Genomic DNA, 22177 nt, shown 5'->3' with positions numbered 1-22177 from the left:
GCGATTGGGTCGATAGCTTCTCTCGAAGCATGTCCTTTGAACTTGCCCCTAAGGATCGTGAGCAGGAACTGGTTCGACATTATTTCGAGGAGCCCAGGGAAAGGATCGCTATGCCGGATGTAGCGAACCCTTGGTCAACTTACTAATTGAGACTGTGCGAGGGAGTTACATCAGGGTGCACCGAGGTGCCGGTCCGTGGCCGCGCTTGTTGCTCCGATACATATCGCGGTATCGCAGCCGGTACGGGCACTGCCCGCCCGGCCAGAGATGGAGCTGCAAATAGTGTTTGCTGAAGAAATTAACGCCCTGCAAAGGGTCGTGCAGATGCAGGGATTCGACGCGACAATCTCGGATCGGCGTTACGTTTATCTAATCTTGCACTGGACTGGTGGTCGGCTGCGCCGGAAGCACAGCCTCTCTCTCATCTTCGACGGGGAACGGAATGGTCTCCCACGAATACTTGCTGAATACAACACTCGGGCAATGTGCGTCGGTCGTGGATCGGTGTCTGTAGGAACCGATGAACTAATCTCAGAAACTTTTTCTCGCCGGTTTTTCTCCCTCGTTGATGATGTACCGTCAACGGTGCAGACAATGAGGCGCGGCATTCCATTTGGAGTCCCTGCAATCCGGCCACGCGAGTGGTTTGGGCCGTTCTCAAAGCGGCAGCAGATGTACGCCGCGCGCCTTATCGAAGTTCCGACCATCACGCTTTATGGATTTTGGGCCAGATGGGGCGTCAAAGGAGGGTTTCACAGAAGAACGGTTCTTCCTGCTCCTGGCGGCCGCGCCCGAGGAGGCCGTTCCGCTCCTTCACGGTCACTTCAATGAACGCTACCCCGAGATGGACATTAGCCATATTTCCCTTGAGATGGATGACATGAGGCTAGAAACTGTTGTGAGTGGATTTGCCCTCTTCATTACGTCACGAACTTCTCGGCTAGATGAGCTTGCATTTGCCAGAGCGTTCAATTTTGAGCCCATCATGCGGGAGGATGATTGACGCTTTACGCATCTATCGCCGGCGACGGTGGTGCGACCGAGCTGATCGTCGAGACGGGCGTCCGCGTTTATGTCTCCGCGTTGGGTCGGTTCTTGCAGGTCGATCCGGTGGAGGGCGGCGTCGATAACGACTATTTCTGGCCGACCTATCTCATCGGGAGGAACGATTACCGACTCACCGGCTGGTAAGGCAGCGTTGTTCGCGTGCGGGTTCGTCCCAGGACTAGTGGGCGCTGCCTGCGGAGTCGTGGAGACCTTGGCCTATGTGGCGCAGGGACGGCTCGGCGACGCAGCTGTCTCCGCCGCAGGCGCGGTCGCGGGAAGCATAGGCATGAAGGCCGTCTTCAAAGCTGCCGCCTCCACGCTTCAGGCAACAGTGGGGGCCCGAGCGATCGCACAGCTTGGCCGAGTAACGACCCGCGTCGAAGTGCGGCCGATCTCCCGCACTGTTCGCACACAACTAGAAGTACCACTAACCGCGGTGTTCAACGTTGCCGACAACGGGATGGGTGACGCCGTACGTCCGTTGGTAACCGGTTGGCGAGTGAACGTTTTTGGTACGCAAGCAACAAAGCGTAGCGGAGGATGGATGCGGGCCTATGTATATTGAGCGCATACCAGGTTCTGCCCGCGGGGCTCGCGTCGGAGGGTGCCTTTTTGCGGCGGCATTCAGCGCGCCAATGCTCACGTATGACTGGAGCTTGCCGGGGACGAAATCCGCACTCTGGCTGCTTCTCGTCACGGTCTTCTGGTTGGTTCGTCCGTGGTTCATGGGTGTTTGGCTAACTTCGGAATCGGTCATTGTTCGTGGCTGGTTCCGAACATCGGTCATGCTTCTGGCTGAGATCGAAGGAGTTTCTATAGTTCGGTACGCCGGCATGTTCTCGTGGGGATCGATCGGTTGGCTGCCCCTTGCGGGTGCAGTGGCGGTTGTGAAGATCCGAGTGAAGGGCGAGGCGCGCGATTTTCCCGGAACCATCGGAAGGCAAGTAACCGTCCGAGCGGTCGCTCGTCGAATCCGGGAGGCCGCGGGGATTGCATTGACACGCTCGGACTTCGATCCTTTGCAGTGAGCGCAGGCGTTGTGGACGGCGTACCAGGCGGACGGCTCTGCCAAGGCTAGGTGGACAACGACAACGTGTCCGCGGTATCCCCTTCTCAGGTAAACGCCGCAGATGCCGTCCTGGCGCGTCCAGAAGCCCCCGGCGCGATCGTCGCGGGCGCCTGTACAAGGGCAAGTCTGAGGCCTGCCAATACGATCGCGCGTTGGTCAGGACGTCTTGCAGAGACGATCACGGCCTCAGGCTCCCGGGAAACGTGCTGCACCGGTGAACACCTACGCTCGAGGTAGTCGACAAGGCAAAATTCGATACTACTGAGTGAAAGTTGTTGCGGTAATGAGTATCGATCGAAGAACAAGGAACGGCCGCGTCTTTCGCCTTTTCGTGATGACGTTGATTTTGATTTGGTTTCCGATAGGGGCTCTGATTGCAAGCATTGGACGACCCATTGAGGAGATTTTGTTGTTGATCCTTCCTGTATTTCCTGTGATCGTGGGTCTTGTTTGGGCGTGGCTGCGTGTTTGGTGGGTAGGAGTCTTTCTTGAGAGCGAGATGCTGGTGGCTCGTTCGTGGTGGCGGACACGCTCCTACTTGCGTAGCTCCATAAGGCGAGCGACGGGGGTGTTAGAAGAAGGGTGGTTCTACATTCTTTGCTGGCCCGTTGTGAGCCGATCCTTGCAGAGTGGGGTCGTGCAGCTCGAAACTCAGGACAACCTTTTTGTTTTAGATGGTTCTCTCACGTCCCTTGGCTCCGCGCGTGCGGAGGCAGAGCGGGTAAATCGCTGGCTTGGGCTGGATGTGGGAGCGGGCGAGGGTCCGAGGCGACGTCGATCACAGTATGAATAGCCCAGTGATGCGGTACCCAAGGGTGCGCGAATGACGTTTGTCCACCCGGCCAGGGATGGAGCCCCAAGCGACGATTACCGATAAATCGAGTGGAGTTCCGGCGAAGGCCGGACAACTCCGTAGCCGCGCTTGTTGCTCCGATGGTCGTCGGTCATCCTGCGTCACGACCAGAGGCAATCTCCGCCTGGCGATGACGACGATGCTCGTCGACTGAGCGGATCGGGAGTCCGCCAGAGGCCTGCCTCGTGGGGTATCGGGGCTGAACCCACTCGTTCACTCCAGCAGATGCCGCAGATACCGTCCCGGCGCGTCCAGAAACCCCCGGTGCAGTCGCACCAGTTCCAGGTCTTCCCACGCGCTCTCGCGAATGCCCCACTCGCCGAGCTCGAGGATCGTCGCGCCCGGCAGGGCGGCGAGCACGGGGGAGTGGGTGGCGCAGATGACCTGCGTTCCGCGTGAGCGCATGCGGTCGAGCGACGCGAGCCAGCGCAGCGTCGACGAGAACGACAGGGCCGCCTCGGGCTCGTCGAGGCACGCGAGGCCCGCAACGTAGTGCTCGTGGTCGAGGGCTTCGTCGAGCAGGGCGTTGAACGACTCGCCGTGGCTCATCTCATGCAGGCTCGGCGCCGGGCCGCCCAGTTCTTCGCGCCACGAGTAGTAGCCGTGCATGGTCTCGGCGCGTAAGAAGAAGCCCCAGCGCGGCGCGCGGGGGCTGCGCTCGATACGCAGCCACTCGCCGAGGGCGCTTTCGCTGCGGCGGGTCTCGGTGCCGCCGTTCGTCGAGCCCCCCTCGGCGGGAAGCCCGGCGGCCTCGGCGATGCCCTCGATGAGGGTGGACTTGCCCGAACCGTTCTCGCCGACGAGAAAAGTGACGCCGGGACCGAACTCCCACCCGTCGCCCGCCGCGACCTCGAGAAACTGCGCCACCGCCGGCACGGTCGCCGGCCACGCGGTGTGGTCGACGGGGGCATCGCGGAACAGCTTCACCCGCTGCACCGGCCGCGGGTCGTGCAGCCACTCGTCGCCGCGGCTCACGTCAGATCCAGGTGGGCAGCCAGTTGTGCAGGCGCCAGAACTCGTACGGCACCGGCAGCCCCGCCCACACGGGGTACCAGAACACCGAGATCCCCACGCACACCACCACGAAGACGAGCACGACACCCTGACCGCCCGCGCGCGACATGCCGCGCGTCCCCTGGGCGATGTCACGCAGGGCGAACGCGAGCGCGAGCACCAGGAACGGCAGCATCGCCACCGTGTAGAACTGGAAGATGGTGCGCTCGGGGTACAGCAGCCACGGCACGTAGGTGGCGGCGAGCCCCGTCAGCACCAGCGCATGGCGCCAGTCCCGCGCGATGACGAACCGCACGAGCAGATACACGGATGCCGCGACCCCGGCCCACCAGATGAGCGGGTTCGCGAGGCTCGAGATCGCCTCGGTGCAGCCGTCCGGCAGGGCGCAGCCGTTCACCCCGAAGTCGTCTTGGTGCCAATACATCGACGTCGGGCGAATGAGCAACGGCCACTGCCAGGCGGGGCTGGCGTAGCTGTGCGGGGTGACGAGCCCGACGTGGAAGTTGTACATCGCCTGGTGATAGGCCCACAGGTTCTGCAGGGGCTGCGGCACCCACGACCAGAACCCGCTCGCCGACGCCGCGAGGCCGCGCATGTACCCGCCCGAGGTGAACAACCAGCCCGACCAGCTCGCGAGGTACACGACGGCGGCGACCGGAACGAGCAGCACGAACGAGGCGAGGCCCTGGCGCACGGCATCCACCGGCCACTGCACGACACCCGCGCGGCGGCGCGCGAGCGCGTCGGTGACGACGGCGTAGATCCCGACCCCGGCGAGCACGTACAGGCCCGACCACTTCACGCCGGTCGCTGCTCCCGCTGCGGCACCCGCGGCGAGCAGCCAGGGGCGGTTCCAGAGGATCGGCCCCCACCGGGGAGGACCGCCCTCGCGCGCCGCGACGAGACGGGCCAGACGATCGCCGGTGCGCCGGTGATCGAGGGCGACGAACCAGAACGTCAGCACGACGAAGAACGTGAGAAAGATGTCGAGCAGCGCGATGCGGCTCAGCACGATGCCGAGGCCGTCGATGGCGAAGAGACCGGATGCCACGGTCGCCAGCGGAATGGATCGCGTGAGCGTCCGCGCGAACAGGTAGATCAGCAGCACCGTGGCCGTGCCGAAGACCGCGGCCGAGAGGCGCCATCCGGTCGCGGAGTCGGGGCCGAGCACCGCCATGCCGGCGCCGAGCAGGATGCGTCCGAGCGGGGGGTGCACGACGTAGCTGCCGATGCCGGTGAAGACGTCGGTGTCACCGGCGGCGAAGCTGGCGTCGGCGCCCTCGGGCCACGTCGAGGGGTACCCGAGCACCCACTGGCTCCACGAGTCCTTCACGTAGTAGGTCTCGTCGAACACGAGCTGGTGCGGATTGCCGAGGTCGATCAGACGCAGCACGGCCGCCACGACGGTGACGAGGGCGGGAGCCAGCCATCGCCACACGCGCAGACCCCGGGGATCGAGGAGCATCGCGTCACGCCACCGGTCGAGTCGCGTTCGCTCGATCGGGGCCAGCAGAGGAGGGCCGACGGTGCTCACGGCCCCCAGCATAAGGTGGAACGGTGATCATCCTCGCGGCGACGCCCATCGGCAACCTGGGTGACGCCTCGCGGCGTCTCATCGAAGCGCTCGAGAACGCCACCGTCGTGGCGGCGGAAGACACGCGCACCACCCAGCGGCTCATGGCCGGCCTCGGCGTCGAGAACCGTCCTCGCCTGATCGCGCTGCACGATCACAACGAGAAGGAGCGCGCCGCCGAACTCGTCGAGCTCGCGCGCGTCGACGACCTCCTCGTGCTGAGCGACGCGGGCATGCCCACCGTCAGCGACCCCGGTTTCGGTCTGGTCGCCGCGGCGGCCGCCGCCGGCGTCACGGTCACCGCCCTGCCCGGTCCGAGTGCGGTCGTCACCGCCCTCGCGGTGGCGGGACTCCCCACCGACCGCTTCGCCTTCGAGGGGTTCCCCCGCCGCAAGCCCGGCGACCGGCGTCGCGCCTTCGCGCAGCTGGCGTCGGAGGAACGCACCCTGGTGTTCTTCGAGTCGCCGTCGCGGCTGGCATCCACTCTCGACGACCTCGCCGCCACCTTCGGCGCGGATCGCCCCGCGGCGGTCTGCCGCGAGCTCACCAAGCTGTACGAAGAGGTCAAGCGCGGAACCCTCGCCGAACTCGCCGCCTGGGCGGCCGAGGGCGTGCGCGGGGAGATCGCGATCGTCGTGGGCGGCGCCAGTGCGCGCGAGGTCGCGTTCCCGGATGCCGTGACCCAGGTGCTCGAACTCGTGCGCGGCGGCACGCGACTCAAAGAGGCCGCGGCCGAGGTGGCGTCGTTGACCGGCCACTCCTCGCGCGAGCTGTACCAGGCGGGACTGGCCGTCAAACGCTGACCCGTCACGCGGTCGGGCGCGTCGGCGCGCCCCCGTAGAATCCTCAGGTGACTTCCGGCCGATCCTTCTACATCACGACGCCGATCTACTACCCCAGCGATCTGCCCCACATCGGGCACGGGTACACGACCGTCGCCGTCGACACGCTCGCGCGCTGGCACCGCCAGGCGGGCGACGACACCTGGATGCTCACGGGCACCGACGAGCACGGCCAGAAGATGCTGCGCGCGGCCGCCGCCAACGGCGTGACCCCGCAGGAGTGGGTCGACAAGCTCGTCACCGAATCGTGGTTCCCGCTGCTCGAGACCCTCGACGTCGCCAACGACGACTTCATCCGCACGACGCAGCCCCGTCACGAGGAGCGCGTGCAGCAGTTCGTGCAGGCACTCTTCGACCGCGGCTACATCTACGCGGGCGAGTACGAGGCCCTGTACTGCGTGGGTTGCGAGGAGTTCAAGCCCGAGGCCGAGATCGTCGACGGGACCGGACCGTTCGAGGGGCTCAAGGTCTGCGTGATCCACTCGAAGCCCCTCGAGCTGCTGCAGGAGAAGAACTACTTCTTCAAGCTCAGCGAGTTCCAGGACCGCCTGCTCGAGCTGTACAAGACCGAGCCCGACTTCGTGCGCCCCGAGTCGGCGCGCAACGAGGTCGTGTCGTTCGTGCGCAGCGGTCTGAAAGACCTGTCGATCTCGCGCTCGGCCTTCGACTGGGGCATCACGGTTCCGTGGGACCCCTCACACGTCATCTACGTGTGGGTCGATGCGCTGCTCAACTACGCCACCGCCGTCGGCTACGGTACCGACCCGGTCACCGGAGAGGTCACCGAGGAGTTCGCCCGCCGCTGGCCCGCCTTCCACGTCGTCGGCAAAGACATCCTGCGCTTCCACGCCGTCATCTGGCCGGCCATGCTGATGGCCGCCGGCCTCGACGTGCCCCGCGGGGTCTTCGCGCACGGCTGGCTGCTCGTCGGCGGCGAGAAGATGTCGAAGTCCAAGCTCACCGGCATCGCGCCCACCGAGATCACCGACGTCTTCGGCTCCGACGCGTACCGCTTCTACTTCCTCTCCGCGATCGCCTTCGGCCAGGACGGCTCCTTCTCGTGGGAAGACCTGTCGGCCCGCTACCAGGCCGAACTCGCCAACGGCTTCGGCAACCTGGCATCCCGCACCATCGCGATGATCGAGAAGTACTTCGCAGGGATCGTGCCCCCGGCCGGCGAGTACGCCGAGGGCGATCTCGCCATCCAGCGGATCGTGGCGGATGCCGCGGCCTCCGCCGACGCGGCCGTGGAGCGGTTCCGCATCGACGAGGCGATCCAGGCGATCTGGACGATCGTCGACGCGCTCAACGGCTACATCACCGAGAACGAGCCGTGGGCGCTGGCGAAGGACGAGGCGAAGCGCGAGCGCCTCGGCACCGTGCTGTACACCGCCGCCGAGGGACTGCGCGCCCTCGCGGTGCTGTTGTCGCCCGTCATGCCCGTCGCGACCGACAAGCTGTGGACCGCCCTCGGTGCCGCCGAGAGCCTGGGCGGCGTGCGCGATCAGCCCCTCCGCGAAGCGGGAGCCTGGGGCGTGCTGCAGGCCGGGACGTCGGTCGCCGGCCTGTCGCCGCTGTTCCCGCGCGTCGAGCAGGCGTGACGCCCGTGACCCCTGAGCCGGTCGAAGGGTCCGCCCCCGCCGGCTCCACGCCCGTCGAGCGCCCTCGCGGAACCATCGACGGCGTCGATCCCAGCCAGTACGTGCGTGAGCGCTCGGTCGACGGGCGCCGCGACGTGAGCTACCCGCCCGCGCCCGAGCCGCTCGGCGTGCCCGTCTACGACAACCACACGCACCTCGAGATCGAAGACGGCGACACCGGACTGTCGCTCGACGAGCAGTTGGAGCGGGCCTTGGCGGTGGGTGTCCACGGCGTCGTGCAGGCCGGCGGCGACATCGACTCGTCGCGGTGGTCGGCGTGGGCGGCGCGCACGCACCCGCGTGTGCTCGCGGCCGTGGCCGTGCACCCCAACGAGGCCCCCGTGTACGAGCGGGCGGGGGAGTTGGATGCCGCGATCGCGGTCATCGACGAGCTCGCCGCCGAGCCGCGCGTGCGGGCGATCGGCGAGACGGGCCTGGACTTCTTCCGCACCGAGGCCGACGGCATCCCGGCGCAGATGCGGTCGTTCGAGGCGCACATCGCGCTGGCGAAGAAGCACGGCATCGCCATGCAGATCCACGACCGCGACGCCCACGAGGCCGTACTCGAGACGCTGGAGCGCGTCGGCGCTCCCGACAAGACGGTGTTCCACTGCTTCTCGGGCGACGCCGACATGGCGCGCATCGCGGCCGACCGCGGGTACTACCTGTCGTTCGCGGGCAACGTCACGTTCAAGAACGCGCAGAACCTGCGCGACGCGCTGGCCGTCACGCCGCGCGAGCGCATCCTCGTCGAGACCGACGCCCCGTTCCTCACCCCGGCGCCCTACCGCGGCCGCCCGAACGCGCCGTACCTCATCCCCGTGACGCTGCGGTTCCTGGCGGCCGAGTTGCGGATCGATGCCGACGAGCTCGCCGCGCAGGTCGCCGCGAACACGCTCGAGGTCTACGGGGAGTTCTAGGCCGGCGCAGGGTTCAGCGCTTCTCGTCGTCGAGTCGCGCCTCTTCGGCGCGCTCGAGACGGTCTTTCTCCTTCTGCGCCGCTTCGCGCTCTTCGCGGATCTCTTCGTGGGACTTCGAGTTGTTCGTCATGGAGGGATCCTGTCAGCTCTTCTGCTTCTTCGGCTTGCGTACGAACAACGTTTCGGTCTGCTCGAGTTCCATGCCCTTGGTCTCGGGGATCTTCCACAGCACGAAGACGAACGACAGCGCCGCGAAGAACGCGTAGGCGCCGTACGTGATCGTGAGCGACCAGTCGGCGAGCTGCGGGAAGGTCCACGACACGAGGAAGTTGGCCAGCCACTGCGCGCCGGCGGCGACGCCGAGGGCCTTGCCGCGGATGCGGCTGGGGAAGATCTCGCCGAGCAGCACCCACACGAGCGGTCCCCATGACGCGCCGAACCCGACGACGAAGAGGTTGGCGGCGACGAGCGCGACCGGACCCCAGGCACCCGGGAGCGAGACGTCCTGCCCCGAGCCCGTGGCGAACGAGAACGCCAGGGCCATCGTGCCGAGCGAGAGCGCCATCAGCGCCGAGCCCACCAGCAGCAGGGGCTTGCGGCCGACGCGGTCGACGAGCCAGATGGCGATCAGGGTCACGAGCACGTTCGTCACCGAGGTGATCACGCCGATGAGCAGCGAGTTGCTCTCGTCGAAGCCGACCGCCCGCCACAGGCTCGTGGAGTAGTAGAAGATCACGTTGATGCCGACGAACTGCTGGAACACCGACAGGATGATGCCGATCCAGACGATCGGCTGCAGTCCGAGGGCCTTGCCCGCGAGCGACGCGCTCTTGTTGCGGCGGTCGGCCTCGAGGCCGTTGGTGAGCTCGGTGAGGGTCTTCTCGAGGTCGGCCGGGGGAACGAGGCGGGCGAAGACGGCCCGCGCCTCGTCGGTGCGTCCGCGCGCGAGAAGGAAGCGCGGCGACTCGGGCATCGTGAAGGCCAGCAGACCGTAGACCGCTGCCGGCACCACACCGATGAGGAACATCCAACGCCAGGCTTCGAGCCCCCACCAGAGCTGGTTGTCGGCGGTGCCACCGGCGATGCCGACCAGGACGGCGTTGCTGAGCAGGGCGGCGAAGATGCCGAGCGTGATCGCCAGCTGCTGCAACGACGCCAGGCTGCCGCGGATCTGACGCGGGGCCACCTCGGCGATGTAGGCCGGAGCCACCACCGAGGCGATCCCGATGCCGAGCCCGCCGATCACGCGCCAGATGGTGAGGTCGAGCACGCTGAACGTCAGCGCCGACCCGATGGACGACGCGAAGAACAGCACGGCGCCGATCATCATGACCTTCAGACGACCGAAGCGGTCGGAGAGGGCGCCGGCGGCGATCGCGCCCACCGCGCAGCCGATCAACGCGATCGCGACGACGAAGCCGGTGAGGGTCGGAGCCTTCGTGTATTCGGTCTCGATGGACTGCACGGCGCCGTTGATGACGGAGGAGTCGAATCCGAAGAGGAAGCCGCCGACGGCCGCCGCGATCGAGAGCACCACGGCTCGTCGACCGAAGGGGCTGCGCAGGGTGAAAGCGTTCGCGGGGATCGACTGGGTCTGACTCACCCGCACACGCTACTCCTGTCACCCGGAGCGCGCAGCGAGGCTGACTACAGTGGAACAATGCCCGTTTCCCTGCTCGGTGCCGCCGAGATCCGCCGGCTCGCCGCCGACCTCGACGTCACCCCCACCAAGAAGCTCGGGCAGAACTTCGTCGTCGACGCCAACACCGTGCGCAAGATCGTCCACGTCGCCGGCGTTTCGGCATCCGACCGTGTCGTCGAGATCGGTCCCGGGCTCGGTTCGCTCACCCTCGCGATCCTCGAGACCGGTGCCTCGGTCGTGGCCGTCGAGATCGACCACCGCCTCGCCGAGCGTCTTCCCTCCACCGCCGCAGCGCACGATGTGCCCGCCGACCGGTTGACCGTCATCGACGCCGACGCGCTACGCGTGCAGTCGCTGCCGGGCGAGCCCGAGATCCTCGTGGCGAACCTGCCCTACAACGTCTCGGTGCCGGTGCTGCTGCACTTCCTCGAGACGTTCCCGTACCTGCGCAGCGGCGTCGTCATGGTGCAGGCCGAGGTGGGGGAGCGGCTCGCCGCCCCGCCCGGGTCGAAGGTGTACGGAGCGCCGAGCGTCAAGGCGGCCTGGTACGGACGGTGGCGGCTCGCCGGCACCGTGTCGCGCCAGGTGTTCTGGCCGGTACCGAACGTCGACAGCGTGCTGGTCGCGTTCGAGCGCGACGCCGACGTACGCGGCTCCGAGGAGCACCGGCGCCGCACGTTCCAGATCGTGGATGCCGCTTTCCAGCAGCGCCGCAAGATGTTGCGCCAGGCGTTGTCGGCCGTGCTGGGGGGAACCGCAGCCGAGGCATCGGCTCAGCTCGAGAGAGCCGGCGTCGACCCCACGCTGCGGGGCGAGCAGCTCACGGTGGAGGACTACGCCCGTATCGCCGCCCTCTGACGTGCGGCGCTGTCGCTGTCGGGCGGCGGCGCTCGGCGCGGGGCACGGTCGGCCGGGGGGACGCCGATCCGCCCGAGGGGGCGCGGTCGTGCCGCGCTTCTCGCACCGAAATCGAGGGGCATCTGGGCGAATTCGCACCGTGTTCATCACGCGTTCGTGAAACATGCCGGTAACATTTCGAGCCAACCGGGAGCATCACGCCGGTGACGAGGTCGTACCCGACGGCCCGAGAGGAACGAGATGCGTTACGCCGAGTATCCCCGCGCTGAGCGAGTGCTCCTGCACCTGAGCGACACCCACCTGCGCGCGGGAGGGAGCCGGCTCTACGACAGGGTCGACGCCGAGGCGTATCTCGCCCGAGCCGTCGCGTCGATCGAGGCGTCCGGCATCCGGCCGCAGGCGCTCGTCTTCACGGGCGACCTCGCCGACTTCGGTGAGGCCGACGCGTACGACCGCGTCCGCGCGCTCGTCGACCCCCTCGCCGAGCGCCTCGACGCCCGCGTCGTCTGGGTGATGGGCAACCACGACGATCGCGCCACCTTCCGCTCGCACCTGCTGCCCGACGACGGCGCCGACCCTGCAGCCCCCGTCGACCGCGTCGACGAGTTCGACGGACTGCGCATCGTCACGCTGGACACCTCGGTTCCCGGCGCGCACCACGGCGAGGTCAGCGCCGCGCAGCTGGCCTGGCTCGCCGACGTCTTGGCGACCCCGGCCCCGCTGGGCACCGTGCTGGCGATGCACCACCCGCCCGTGCCGAGCGTGCTCGACCTCGCCGCCTCGGTCGAACTCCGCGATCAGCGGAGCCTCGCCGACGTGCTGCGCGGCACCGACGTGCGGGCGATCCTCGCCGGCCACCTGCACTACTCCACGTTCGCCACCTTCGCCGGCATCCCGGTGTCGGTCGCCTCGGCCACCTGCTACACGCAGGACCTCATGGTGCCCGCCGGGGGAACCCGGCCGCAGGACGCGGCGCAGGGCTTCAACACCGTGCACATCTACGACGAGACGATCGTGCACTCGGTCGTGCCGCTGGCGGCCACCGAGGCCCTGCAGTACGTCGACGCCGCCGAGTCTCAGCGACGCCTACGCGACGCCGGGATCCTGGTGCCGAGCGCGCGCGAGCTCAGCGGACGGGTGTCGCCGCCGACGACGCCGCTGCCGATTCTGCGCTGACCGACGGCTTCTCCCACGGAGCGGCGACCGGGAAGTACCGCTCGAGGCAGGCGCGGAGGGCGGGAACGCGCACCTCTTCGGGGATCTCGGGCACGCTGCCGTCGTTGAGGCAGAACATGTCGGTGTCGCGCCGCGAGACCAGGCGTTCCATCGTGCGCAGCGAATCGAGCTGCGTGGTCTGCACGTACCGTGTCCGCGGCTGCGTGGTGATGACCGCGCGACCCGTCGCCAGCGCGTAGTGGTGGTACAGGCTGTTGGTCACCGAGATGTCGGTCGCCGAACGGAACCGGCTGGCGGCGGTGCGCGCGTAGTCCTCGGCGAACTCCTGCTCCAGCTCGAAGGCCACCGAGCGGCGCAGCGGCGTCGCGCAGTGCTCGAGGTCGAGCGTGATGACGCGGTTGAAGTGCTCCTTGAGCAGCGCGCGGTTCACCCGCAGGGCGTTGTCGTGTCCGGAGCGGTCGACGTGCGACGGGCCGCTGCCGATGCGGACTCCGCTCTCGACGAACCGGCTCACGCCCCCGCCGCTGAAGAACAGCTCGGGAGTGACCGGACGACCGAAGAACATGTCGTCGTTGCTGTAGAGGAAGTGCTCGGCGAGCCCGGGAATGCGGTGCAGCTGGGCTTCGACGGCGTGGGAGTTGTGCGTCGGAAGCACCGACGGATCGGCGAAGAACTCCTCGCTGCGCACGATGGTGACCTTGGGGTGGTCGGCGAGCCACTCGGGAGTGGGGGAGTCGGTCGCGATGAAGATGCGACGCACCCACGGGGCGTACATGTGCACGCTCCGCAGCGCATACCGAAGCTCGTCGACCTGGCGGTAGCGGGCGGCGTTGTCGTCGCCGTCGCCCACGACGTAGCCCTGCATGCGCGCGGCACGCTGACGCTGGAACTCGCTCGAGGAGCCGTCGACCCACGAGAAGACCATGTCGACGTCGGCGGTGAACTCGTTGGGGTGCGGATCGAACATGCCCGACACCGTCGTCCACGTGCGGCCGTACCGCTCGACCTCGACCAGGTCGAGATCGGCCGCGTCGAAGCGACGTCGGGTCAGGGCGCTGGGGCGGGGCGCTTCGATGGTCGTCTTGCCGAAACGCCACAGCTCCAAGCGGGGAGCCAGTGCCGCGCCGTAGCGGTACGAGCCCTCCGAAGAGGTGCGGGGGCGGAAGACGGCGTATGCCTGGACGGTCCCGGGTGCGGGCACGACGCTGTGCGCCGGGACGGGGTCTTCGCCGCGTGCCTTCAGATACACCGGACCGAGGTCGGGATCGCACAGGGCGGCGATCGCGGCGATCGCGTCGGCGGTGTCGACGACGAGCTTGGGGCGACGGTTGGCATCGCGAACGAGCATCACGCGCACGCCCGCGGCCTCGATGGCAGCGGCCGCGGTGAGCAGGTCTTCGCGTTCCGCGAGGGCGGGCGGGGCGGTGTCGTCGATCACGTGCAGGATGCCGTCGTGCATCCGGATATCGGACCGGGACAGCAGGGCGCGCCAGGGATCGGCGTCGATCGACAGGGGGACCATCGGGCGCATGCTGCCTCCTCGGAAGGGGTGGACGGGATTCGGACACCGTATGGTTCCGGCGTTTCGGTCGCGTTTCGGCGGCGGCGCCGATCGACACGGGGGGCGCGCTACTGTCGAAGAGTGACTCGAATCGCGCGTTCCGGCCCGGACCTTCCCGTGACCTCGCGTGAGCGACGGCGGGAAGCGGGCCGACGTTCCAGTTTCGCACACGGCGACGCGGCCGGGCGCACGGGTCTGCGAGCGGGGCGATGACCCCCGCGTCGTCCGAATCCGTCCGCGTGCGCGCGCCCGGGAAGATCAACGTCTTCCTCGAGGTCGGCGACGTTCAGGACGACGGATATCACGAGCTCGCGACGGCTTTCCAAGCCGTGTCGCTGTACGAGGAGATCGTCGCGACACCGGCCGACGACATCACGCTCGAGGTCGCCGCGCGCGGACCGGTCGACGTCGACGGCGTGCCGACCGACGGACGCAACCTGGCGGTGCGGGCGGCGCGCCTGCTCGCCCAGACGGCGGGGATCGATCGGGGCGTGCACCTCGCGGTGCGAAAGGCCGTCCCCGTCGCGGGAGGAATGGGCGGCGGGTCGGCAGACGCCGCGGCGGCACTGGTGGCGTGCGATGCGCTCTGGGGGCTCGGGATGCCGTCGAGCGAACTCGCGCGACTGGGCGCCCGCCTCGGGGCCGACGTCCCCTTCGCCCTGCTGGGTGGCACGGCGGTGGGAACGGGGCGTGGCGACGAACTGAGTCCCGCTCTCGCGCGCGGTCGTTTCGACTGGGTGCTCGTGCCCAACGAGGTCGGAATGTCGACGCCCGTCGTCTACGGCGAGCTCGACGCACACCGCGAGCGCAACGCCGTCGACATCGGGCCCGCACCCCGCGATCCCGCGGTCGACCCCGACGTGCTGCACGCCCTGCGCCAGGGCGACGCCCGCATGCTCGCCGCCACCCTGCGCAACGACCTCCAGGCGCCCGCTCTGCACCTGCGTCCAGACCTGGCGCGCGTGCTGCAACGGGGCGAGAGCTCCGGGGCCCTCGCGGGGATCGTGTCGGGGTCGGGCCCCACGCTGGCCTTCCTCGCCGCCGACGAAGCCTCCGCCCTGGATCTTCAGATCACCCTGAGCGCGGCCGGCCTCGTCGCCCTCCACGTGCACGGTCCGGTCGCCGGAGCCCGCGTCGCCTGACCGGCGGGCACCATACCCGAGCGTGTCACACAGGGCAATCTGGCCTTGGCGTGATTTCCGCCTGGGTAGCCTCGACCGAGGTGGATCGCCACCGCAGGGTGCCGTACCCGCGGGGTACCACGAAGGGGGACCCCATGAAGGCAGTACTCGACGGCGTCGTCATCGCCGAGGCCGACCGTGACGACCTGGCGTCCATCGAAGGCAACTGGTACTTCCCGCCGGCCGCGGTCCGCGAGGGCGCGCTCCAGCAGAGCCCCACGGCGTACACCTGCCCGTGGAAGGGTGCGGCCCAGTACTGGACCATCTCGCTCGACGGGGCCGAGCTCACCGACGGAGCGTGGTCGTACCCCGACCTTCGCCCCGGTGCCGTCGACCGCGTCGGCAAGGATTTCGCCGGCTACGTCGCATTCGACCGTAAGGTCGTGGTCTCCGACTGAGTCGGGCACGCAGATGATCGAATTCTCGACCGTTTCCAAGGTCTTCCCCGACGGCACGCGTGCCGTCGACGAGTTCAGTCTGGTGATCCCCTCGCGCAAGACGACGGTGTTCGTCGGATCGTCCGGGTGCGGCAAGACGACGCTGCTGCGCATGATCAACCGCATGGTCGAGCCCTCGTCGGGCGAGATCGCGATCGACGGCGACGACATCGGCGGCAAGCCCGCGGTGCAGTTGCGCCGCAGCATCGGCTACGTCATGCAGAACTCCGGTCTGCTGCCGCACTTCACGGTCGCCGACAACATCGCCACGGTGCCGGTCCTGCAGGGGCAGAGCCGCAAGGCAACCCGTGCGCGCGCGCTCGAGCTGATGAAGACCGTCGGGCTCGACACCGCGATGGCCGACCGCTACCCCAGCCAGCTCTCGGGTGGGCAGCAGCAGCGTGTGGGCGTCGCCCGCGGGCTCGCCGCCGACCCCAACATCCTGCTCATGGACGAGCCGTTCGGTGCCGTCGACCCGATCGTCCGCGACGAACTGCAGCAGGAGCTGCTGCGCCTGCAGAGCGAGATCGGCAAGACCATCGTCTTCGTCACCCACGACATCGACGAAGCCTTCCTGCTCGGCGACCAGGTCGTCATCCTCGAGAAGGGTGCGAAGATCGCGCAGGTCGGAAGCCCGAGCGAGATCGTCGAGAATCCGGCATCCGACTTCGTCGCGAGCTTCATCGGCGCGGTCAAGGGCAAGCGGGCGCTCCACCTCAAGCAGACGGAGAACGGCACCGTCGTGGTGGATGCCTCGGGACGCACGCAGGGTGCGCTCAGAGACGAGCCGTTGTCGTGACGTGGCTCTGGGGCAACTTCCCCCTGGTCGTCGATCTGACCCTCAACCACATCCGGTTGAGCATCATCCCGATCGTGCTCGGGTTCCTCATCGCGATCCCGCTCGGACGGGTGACCCTCACGGGCCGCTTCGCCCGCGGCACGGTGATCACGGCCATGAGCCTGCTGTACACGATCCCGTCGCTGCCGCTGTTCGTCATCCTGCCCGCGATCCTCGGAACGCGCGTTCTGAGCGATACCAACCTCATCGTGGCGCTGACCATCTACGCCGTCGCGATCATGGTGCGTGCCACCTCCGACGCGTTCTTCTCGGTCTCGGCCGAGACGAAGCAGGCGGCGACCGCGATGGGCTTCTCGGCCTGGCGGCGGTTCTGGCAGGTGGAGTTCCCCCTGGCGGGCCCGGTCATGCTGGCGGGACTGCGCGTCGTCTCGGTCTCGACGATCGCTTTGGTCTCGGTGGGCGTGCTCATCGGCTCCGAGAACCTCGGCTACCTGTTCACCAACGGCAAGCAGCGCAACAACCTCGAGGAGGTCGGCGTCGGTATCGTCGCCACCCTGCTCATCGCGTTGCTGTTCGATCTCATCCTCGTCGCCGCGGGCAGGATCCTCATGCCCTGGGCGAGGGTGGACCGTGCCGCCCAGCGGCGTGGCAAGCGCGCCGTCGTGGCCGCCCCCCTTGCTGCCGGGGGCACCGAGCCCACCGCAGCGGCCGACGAAGTGTCTCCGAGGGGCCGCGCATGAATCTCTTCCTCGACGCGATCGCGTGGATCTTCGCGCCGCAGAATTGGCAGCCCGGCGGAGTGTCGCCCCTGCCCATCCAAGACCGACTCCTCGAGCACCTGCTGTACACGGTGGTCGCGGTGGTCATCGCCGCGGCGATCGCCCTTCCGCTCGGGTTCTACATCGGGCACACCGGTCGCGGCCGACAGTTCGTCATCGGCTTCACGGGCGCCATGCGCGCGCTGCCGACCCTGGGCGTGCTGTTCTTCCTCACGATGGTGCTGGGCGCCCTGGTGAAGGGGAACTCCGGCATCTTCTGGGGAACGACCGTCGCCCTCGTGCTCCTGGCGATCCCCTCGATCCTCGCGGGTGCCTACGCCGGTCTCGAGTCGGTGTCGCGACCGGCCATCGACGCAGCGCGCTCGATCGGCATGACCGAGATGCAGATCCTCACGCGCGTCGAGATTCCGCTGGCCCTGCCGCTGATCATCGGCGGGCTCCGTGCGGGCACGCTGCAGGTGATCGCCACCGCGGTCATCGCGTCGTACGCCGGTCTCGGTGGGCTCGGCCGCATCATCAGCAGCGGCATCGGCCTCAACGATTACGACCGCATCCTCGGCGGAGCCATCCTGGTGACGGCCTTCGCGCTCGTGGTGGACGCGCTGTTCGCGATCGTGCAACGACTCACCCGCGGCCCCGGAGCAGTCTCCGGGGGTCGCGGCAACAGATTCCGTCGACGGGCGTCCCGTCCCGAGACGGTGGTGGAAACACCAACCCAAGAGAGGAATGTCACAGCATGAGCATTTTCAGTAAAGGCCGGGTCGCCTTCGGCGTCATCGCGGTCGGGGCCGTCGTGGCCCTGGCAGGGTGTTCGCAGGCGGATCCCACCGCTCCCGAAACCGGTAATGCCGGAGGAGACTCCAGCACCATCGTCGTCGGCTCGTTCGCGTTCCCCGAGAGCGAGATCCTCGGCGAGATCTACGCGCAGGCCCTGAAGGCCAAGGGCTTCGACGTGCAGACGAAGTTCAACATCGGACCGCGTCAGCAGACGATCCCCGCCCTGCAGGACGGTTCGATCAACCTGATCCCCGAGTACAACGGCAACCTGCTGGCGTACTACGACACCGCTTTCACGCAGCGCACGACCGAAGACGTCGACGCCGCGCTGACGGATGCCGTGTCCAAGGACGACCTGACCGTCTACGCCTCCGCCGCCGCGGAGGACAAGGACGCCTACGTCGTCACCCAGTCGTACGCGCAGGCGAACGGTCTCACCTCGATCGGCGACCTCGCCAAGGTCCAGCCCTTCAGCCTGGGCGCCAACCCGCAGTTCGCGGAGCTGGGCTACGGCCTCCCGGGCCTCGCGTCGGTGTACGGCGTCAGCAACGTGACCTTCGTGCCCTACGAGGACTTCGGTGGCCCCGACACCGTCCGCGCCCTCGTCGACAACACGGTGCAGGTCGCCGACATCTACACGACGTCGCCGGCGCTGAAGGCCGAGAACCTGCTCGTGCTCGAGGACCCCGAGAACCTCATCGCCGCGCAGAACGTGCTTCCCCTGCTCAGCACGTCGATCGACACGCCGGAGCTGAAGGACGCGCTCGACGCCATCTCGGCCAAGCTCACGACCGACGATCTCATCGATCTGCGCGACCGCGTCGAGGGCAGCGAGCAGGCGTCGGCCAGCACCGCCGCCGCGGACTGGCTCTCGCAGGCCGGTCTCAGCTGAGGCCGCTCACCCCGAACATCGGAGGCCGTCCCCACTCGGGGGCGGCCTCCGTCGTTCCTCGCGCAGAGCGCGCGAGCCCGCGCACCGCGTAGCCTGGGACGGATATGGCACATCTGCTCGGGGGCGAAGCCCTGCACCTGGAATACCCGACCAAGGTCGTCTTCGACTCCGTCTCGCTCGGCGTCAACGAGGGCGACCGCATCGGCATCGTCGGTCGCAACGGCGACGGCAAGTCGAGCCTGCTCGGTATGCTCGCCGGCATCCGTGAGCCCGACGGCGGGCGCGTGACGGTGCGCGGCGGTGTGACCGTCGGCGTGCTCGATCAACAGGACACCCTCGACGACGACGAGACCATCGGCCACGCGGTCGTCGGCGAGCGCGCCGAGCACGAGTGGGCGGGCGATGCGCGCACGCGCGACGTCATCGCCGGACTCCTGGGCGACCTGCCGTGGGACGCGCGCCTCGGCGACCTCTCGGGCGGGCAGCGCCGTCGCGTGGCACTGGCCCAGCTGCTGTCGGGCGACTGGGACGTGCTCTTCCTCGACGAGCCGACGAACCACCTCGACGTCGAGGCCATCACCTGGCTGGCCGGGCACCTCCGGCGGCGGTGGGCGCCCTCGGCCGGCGGCCTGCTCGTCGTGACGCACGATCGGTGGTTCCTCGACGAGATCTGCACCGCCACCTGGGAGGTGCACGATCGCCTGGTCGAGCCCTTCGAGGGCGGGTACGCGGCCTACATCCTTCAGCGCGTCGAGCGCGACCGCCAGGCCGCGACGATCGAACAGCGTCGGCAGAACCTCGCGCGCAAAGAGCTCGCGTGGCTGCGCCGCGGTGCCCCCGCGCGCACGTCGAAGCCGAAGTTCCGCATCGACGCGGCCAACGAGCTCATCGCCGACGTGCCCGAGATCCGCGACCGCGTCGCGCTGCAGTCCCTCGCCGTCGCGCGCCTCGGCAAAGACGTCGTCGACCTTCTCGATGTCGGGGTGACGTACGGCGACCACACCGTACTGAAAGACATCGAGTGGCGCATCGCACCGGGGGAGCGCACCGGCATTCTGGGCGTCAACGGCGCCGGCAAGTCGACACTGCTGAACCTGGTGACCGGCTCGCTCGAACCCACGAGCGGACGCGTGAAGCGCGGCAAGACCGTCAAGGTCGCCACCCTCACCCAGCGCCTCGACGAGCTCGAGCAGCACATGAACGATCCCGTCCGCGTGGTGATCGCGAATCTGCGCACGACGTACTCGTTCGGTACGGGCTCGAAGGCGAAGGAGCTCACCCCCGGAGAACTCCTCGAGCGCCTCGGCTTCTCGAGCGCCCAGCTCTCGACGCCCGTGAAAGACCTCTCGGGTGGTCAGAAGCGGCGCCTGCAGCTCCTGCTCGTCATCCTCGACCAGCCGAACGTGCTGATCCTCGACGAGCCCACCAACGACCTCGACACCGACATGCTCGCGGCCATGGAAGACCTGCTCGACTCCTGGTCGGGCACGCTCATCGTGGTCTCGCACGACCGCTACTTCCTCGAGCGGGTCACCGATCAGCAGTTCGCGATCCTCGACGCCAAGCTCCGCCACCTTCCCGGGGGCGTCGACGAATACCTGCGGCTGCGCGCGCTCCAGGATGCCGAGCCCTCGCGGTCCGCGGCATCCGGCACCGTGGCGACGGCTCCGGGGCTGCAGGGCGCCGAGCTGCGCGCCGCGCAGAAAGAGGCCTCGGCCACCGAACGACGCATCGAGAAGCTGCAGCAGCAGATCGACAAGGCGAAGGCTGCTCTGGCCGACCACGACCAGGGCGACTACGTGGGCCTCGGTACGGAGATGCAGCGCATCTCGCAGCTCGAGAGCGAGCGCGACCAGCTCGAGATGACGTGGTTCGAGCTCACCGAAGCCATCGGCTGACTCCGGCCACCGGTCCCGCCACGTGCCGCGCGCGGCGGCGCGGGACTCAGTGGATGACGAGCTCGAGCAGCACGATGAAGATGCCGAGGCACGCCGTGGCGAAGCCCCCGAGCAGGCGGCCGAGCAGACCCGCGCCTCGGCGCCGGTAGGCGCTGTACCCGAGGAGCGCGAGCACGAGGAACGTGGTCCACCCGCAGAGCTCGGCCGCGTCGCTGACCGAGACGCCGGTGGCGCCGGCCCACACGAGCACGAGCATCGCGGGCACCGACGCGTAGAGCATGCCCGCGCCGTGACGCATGCCCTCGCGTGTGGCGTGGCGCAGGCCGTGCGTGGCGTGCTCGGTGAGCGTGTGCGCGAAGACGTGGGCGATGAAGAACACGAACAGCGAACCCGTCGACGTCAGCAGCACCTCCCACACCGATTCGGCGTGGTCGTCGGCGATGGTGACGAAGGCGGCGAACACGATCAAGCCGTAGATGGCGGCGGGAGAGCGGAAGCGCACGTCGAACCACGCCTTCACGCGCGTCCACGCCGACGGCGCCTCGACCGGGGCGCTCATGCGTCGAACCCCAGGCTGAGCTTGCGCAGCAGCGTCGCGAGGCGATCGCGGTCGCCGCGCGAGAGTCCCTCGAGCAGCAGGGCCTCGGCATCGACGAGCCGGGTGATCGCGGCATCCACGCGTACGCGTCCGTCTTCGGTCAGGGTCACCAGGATGCTCCGTCCGTCCTGCGGATCGGCCTCGCGGCGCACGAAACGGCGGGCGACGAGTCGGTCGATGCGATTGGTCATGGTGCCGCTCGAGACCAGGGTCTGCTGCAGCAGTTGCTTGGGGCTCAGTTGATACGGCTCGCCGGCACGGCGCAACGCCGACAGCACGTCCCACTCCCATGACTCGATGTCGCTGCGCCGGAACGCCTCTTTGCGGGCGATGTCCAGGTGACGCGACAAGCGGGCGACGCGCGAGAGCACCTCGAGGGGGGAGAAATCGAGGTCGGGGCGCTGATGCATCCACGCATCGACGATGCGGTCGACCTCGTCGCTGTCCCGGCTCACCGTCTCATTATGTCGAGAGCCCGTCGCGTCGCGTCGCGCCGCCCGTGCGAGACGGCGTCGTCTGGCAGACTTGACCGGTGCCCGCGGGCACGGTCCGCTGTGGTGTAACGGCAGCACGACAGCCTTTGGAGCTGTTAGGTCCAGGTTCGAATCCTGGCGGCGGAGC

20 protein-coding genes and 1 tRNA gene are annotated in these 22177 nt (G+C 68.2%); 15 read left to right on the top strand and 6 right to left on the bottom strand.

Annotated elements, in window-relative coordinates; translation table 11 throughout:
• The first annotated feature begins 715 nt into the window (after nt 1–715).
• Together ASG45_RS15250 and ASG45_RS15245 are read left to right on the top strand one after the other, a co-directional pair.
• Entirely contained in the window at nt 716–1003 is a 288-nt protein-coding gene (locus ASG45_RS15250; protein WP_055839720.1) for a hypothetical protein, read from the top strand.
• Entirely contained in the window at nt 1000–1191 is a 192-nt protein-coding gene (locus tag ASG45_RS15245; RefSeq protein ID WP_055839717.1) for a hypothetical protein, read from the top strand. The genes ASG45_RS15250 and ASG45_RS15245 overlap by 4 nt, the downstream gene beginning before the upstream one ends.
• A gap of 1991 nt (nt 1192–3182) precedes the next feature.
• Here ASG45_RS15245 and ASG45_RS15240 read toward each other — a convergent pair.
• Entirely contained in the window at nt 3183–3944 is a 762-nt protein-coding gene (locus tag ASG45_RS15240) for an AAA family ATPase (protein ID WP_055839714.1), read from the bottom strand.
• A 1-nt stretch (nt 3945) separates the two neighbouring features.
• The gene (locus ASG45_RS15235) at nt 3946–5517 is read right to left on the bottom strand and encodes a dolichyl-phosphate-mannose--protein mannosyltransferase (protein WP_082516657.1); all 1572 of its coding nucleotides are present in this window, start codon (nt 5515–5517) and stop codon (nt 3946–3948) included.
• A gap of 23 nt (nt 5518–5540) precedes the next feature.
• On the opposite strand from ASG45_RS15235, the gene rsmI reads away from it, so the two are divergent.
• The 3 genes from rsmI (at nt 5541) to ASG45_RS15220 (ending at nt 8958) form a co-directional block, all read left to right on the top strand.
• Nucleotides 5541–6359: a 16S rRNA (cytidine(1402)-2'-O)-methyltransferase gene (gene rsmI, locus ASG45_RS15230; protein WP_055839708.1), complete on the top strand. Its 819-nt coding sequence runs from the start codon at nt 5541–5543 to the stop codon at nt 6357–6359.
• Nucleotides 6360–6406: 47 nt separating this feature from the next.
• On the top strand, nt 6407–7999 hold the full coding sequence (metG, locus tag ASG45_RS15225; protein WP_055839705.1) for a methionine--tRNA ligase: 1593 nt from the start codon (nt 6407–6409) through the stop codon (nt 7997–7999).
• Nucleotides 8000–8073: 74 nt separating this feature from the next.
• Nucleotides 8074–8958 carry a TatD family hydrolase gene (locus ASG45_RS15220; RefSeq protein ID WP_055839907.1) on the top strand — a complete coding sequence of 295 codons (885 nt, stop codon included), beginning with the start codon at nt 8074–8076 and terminating at the stop codon, nt 8956–8958.
• Between the two features lie 142 nt (nt 8959–9100).
• Here the strand turns inward: ASG45_RS15220 and ASG45_RS15215 are convergent, their stop codons facing one another.
• Nucleotides 9101–10561 (bottom strand): sugar porter family MFS transporter, encoded by a 1461-nt coding sequence (locus ASG45_RS15215; protein ID WP_055839905.1) that lies wholly within the window; start codon nt 10559–10561, stop codon nt 9101–9103.
• Nucleotides 10562–10618: 57 nt separating this feature from the next.
• On the opposite strand from ASG45_RS15215, the gene rsmA reads away from it, so the two are divergent.
• Complete coding sequence (rsmA, locus tag ASG45_RS15210; protein WP_055839702.1) at nt 10619–11458, top strand: 16S rRNA (adenine(1518)-N(6)/adenine(1519)-N(6))-dimethyltransferase RsmA; 840 nt, start codon at nt 10619–10621, stop codon at nt 11456–11458.
• Between the two features lie 240 nt (nt 11459–11698).
• Nucleotides 11699–12634, top strand: a complete 936-nt coding sequence (locus ASG45_RS15205) for a phosphodiesterase (RefSeq protein WP_055839699.1) — start codon at nt 11699–11701, stop codon at nt 12632–12634.
• On the opposite strand, the gene ASG45_RS15200 is transcribed toward ASG45_RS15205, so the two are convergent.
• Nucleotides 12585–14165: a stealth conserved region 3 domain-containing protein gene (locus ASG45_RS15200; RefSeq protein WP_055839696.1), complete on the bottom strand. Its 1581-nt coding sequence runs from the start codon at nt 14163–14165 to the stop codon at nt 12585–12587. The genes ASG45_RS15205 and ASG45_RS15200 overlap by 50 nt on opposite strands.
• Nucleotides 14166–14404: 239 nt before the next feature.
• On the opposite strand from ASG45_RS15200, the gene ASG45_RS15195 reads away from it, so the two are divergent.
• From ASG45_RS15195 to ASG45_RS15165, 7 genes are all read left to right on the top strand, one after another.
• Nucleotides 14405–15337 (top strand): 4-(cytidine 5'-diphospho)-2-C-methyl-D-erythritol kinase, encoded by a 933-nt coding sequence (locus tag ASG45_RS15195; protein ID WP_055839693.1) that lies wholly within the window; start codon nt 14405–14407, stop codon nt 15335–15337.
• Between the two features lie 134 nt (nt 15338–15471).
• Nucleotides 15472–15774 carry a DUF427 domain-containing protein gene (locus tag ASG45_RS15190; RefSeq protein WP_055839691.1) on the top strand — a complete coding sequence of 101 codons (303 nt, stop codon included), beginning with the start codon at nt 15472–15474 and terminating at the stop codon, nt 15772–15774.
• Nucleotides 15775–15787: 13 nt separating this feature from the next.
• Nucleotides 15788–16612 (top strand): ABC transporter ATP-binding protein, encoded by an 825-nt coding sequence (locus ASG45_RS15185; protein ID WP_055839687.1) that lies wholly within the window; start codon nt 15788–15790, stop codon nt 16610–16612.
• Nucleotides 16609–17352: an ABC transporter permease gene (locus ASG45_RS15180; protein ID WP_055839683.1), complete on the top strand. Its 744-nt coding sequence runs from the start codon at nt 16609–16611 to the stop codon at nt 17350–17352. Before ASG45_RS15185 ends, ASG45_RS15180 begins: the two co-directional genes overlap by 4 nt.
• Nucleotides 17349–18131 carry an ABC transporter permease gene (locus tag ASG45_RS15175; protein WP_055839680.1) on the top strand — a complete coding sequence of 261 codons (783 nt, stop codon included), beginning with the start codon at nt 17349–17351 and terminating at the stop codon, nt 18129–18131. The genes ASG45_RS15180 and ASG45_RS15175 overlap by 4 nt, the downstream gene beginning before the upstream one ends.
• Nucleotides 18128–19060: an ABC transporter substrate-binding protein gene (locus ASG45_RS15170; RefSeq protein ID WP_055839677.1), complete on the top strand. Its 933-nt coding sequence runs from the start codon at nt 18128–18130 to the stop codon at nt 19058–19060. The genes ASG45_RS15175 and ASG45_RS15170 overlap by 4 nt, the downstream gene beginning before the upstream one ends.
• Before the next feature lie 104 nt (nt 19061–19164).
• Nucleotides 19165–20958 (top strand): ABC-F family ATP-binding cassette domain-containing protein, encoded by a 1794-nt coding sequence (locus ASG45_RS15165; protein WP_055839674.1) that lies wholly within the window; start codon nt 19165–19167, stop codon nt 20956–20958.
• A 46-nt stretch (nt 20959–21004) separates the two neighbouring features.
• Here the strand turns inward: ASG45_RS15165 and ASG45_RS15160 are convergent, their stop codons facing one another.
• Together ASG45_RS15160 and ASG45_RS15155 are read right to left on the bottom strand one after the other, a co-directional pair.
• Complete coding sequence (locus tag ASG45_RS15160) at nt 21005–21517, bottom strand: hypothetical protein (RefSeq protein ID WP_055839671.1); 513 nt, start codon at nt 21515–21517, stop codon at nt 21005–21007.
• On the bottom strand, nt 21514–21966 hold the full coding sequence (locus ASG45_RS15155; RefSeq protein ID WP_181016034.1) for a MarR family winged helix-turn-helix transcriptional regulator: 453 nt from the start codon (nt 21964–21966) through the stop codon (nt 21514–21516). The genes ASG45_RS15160 and ASG45_RS15155 overlap by 4 nt, the downstream gene beginning before the upstream one ends.
• 138 nt (nt 21967–22104) lie before the next feature.
• Between ASG45_RS15155 and ASG45_RS15150 the strand changes: the two genes are divergently transcribed.
• A tRNA-Gln gene (locus ASG45_RS15150) sits at nt 22105–22176 on the top strand.
• Nucleotide 22177: the final 1 nt, after the last annotated feature.

Origin of the sequence: Microbacterium sp. Leaf436 (assembly GCF_001424715.1) — a bacterium.
Lineage (GTDB): Bacteria > Actinomycetota > Actinomycetes > Actinomycetales > Microbacteriaceae > Microbacterium.
Note: the sequence above shows the minus strand (reverse complement) of the source record. Positions and strands in the feature narration are given on the sequence as shown.

Coding starts and splice junctions, on each gene's coding strand:
- ASG45_RS15160 (WP_055839671.1), bottom strand. CDS start 21,517: ATGAGCGCCCCGGTCGAGGCGCCGTCGGCGTGGACGCGCGTGAAGGCG.
- rsmA (WP_055839702.1), top strand. CDS start 10,619: ATGCCCGTTTCCCTGCTCGGTGCCGCCGAGATCCGCCGGCTCGCCGCC.
- ASG45_RS15195 (WP_055839693.1), top strand. CDS start 14,405: ATGACCCCCGCGTCGTCCGAATCCGTCCGCGTGCGCGCGCCCGGGAAG.
- ASG45_RS15155 (WP_181016034.1), bottom strand. CDS start 21,966: ATGCATCAGCGCCCCGACCTCGATTTCTCCCCCCTCGAGGTGCTCTCG.
- ASG45_RS15205 (WP_055839699.1), top strand. CDS start 11,699: ATGCGTTACGCCGAGTATCCCCGCGCTGAGCGAGTGCTCCTGCACCTG.
- ASG45_RS15185 (WP_055839687.1), top strand. CDS start 15,788: ATGATCGAATTCTCGACCGTTTCCAAGGTCTTCCCCGACGGCACGCGT.
- ASG45_RS15170 (WP_055839677.1), top strand. CDS start 18,128: ATGAGCATTTTCAGTAAAGGCCGGGTCGCCTTCGGCGTCATCGCGGTC.
- ASG45_RS15190 (WP_055839691.1), top strand. CDS start 15,472: ATGAAGGCAGTACTCGACGGCGTCGTCATCGCCGAGGCCGACCGTGAC.
- ASG45_RS15165 (WP_055839674.1), top strand. CDS start 19,165: ATGGCACATCTGCTCGGGGGCGAAGCCCTGCACCTGGAATACCCGACC.
- ASG45_RS15250 (WP_055839720.1), top strand. CDS start 716: ATGGATTTTGGGCCAGATGGGGCGTCAAAGGAGGGTTTCACAGAAGAA.
- ASG45_RS15200 (WP_055839696.1), bottom strand. CDS start 14,165: ATGCGCCCGATGGTCCCCCTGTCGATCGACGCCGATCCCTGGCGCGCC.
- ASG45_RS15175 (WP_055839680.1), top strand. CDS start 17,349: ATGAATCTCTTCCTCGACGCGATCGCGTGGATCTTCGCGCCGCAGAAT.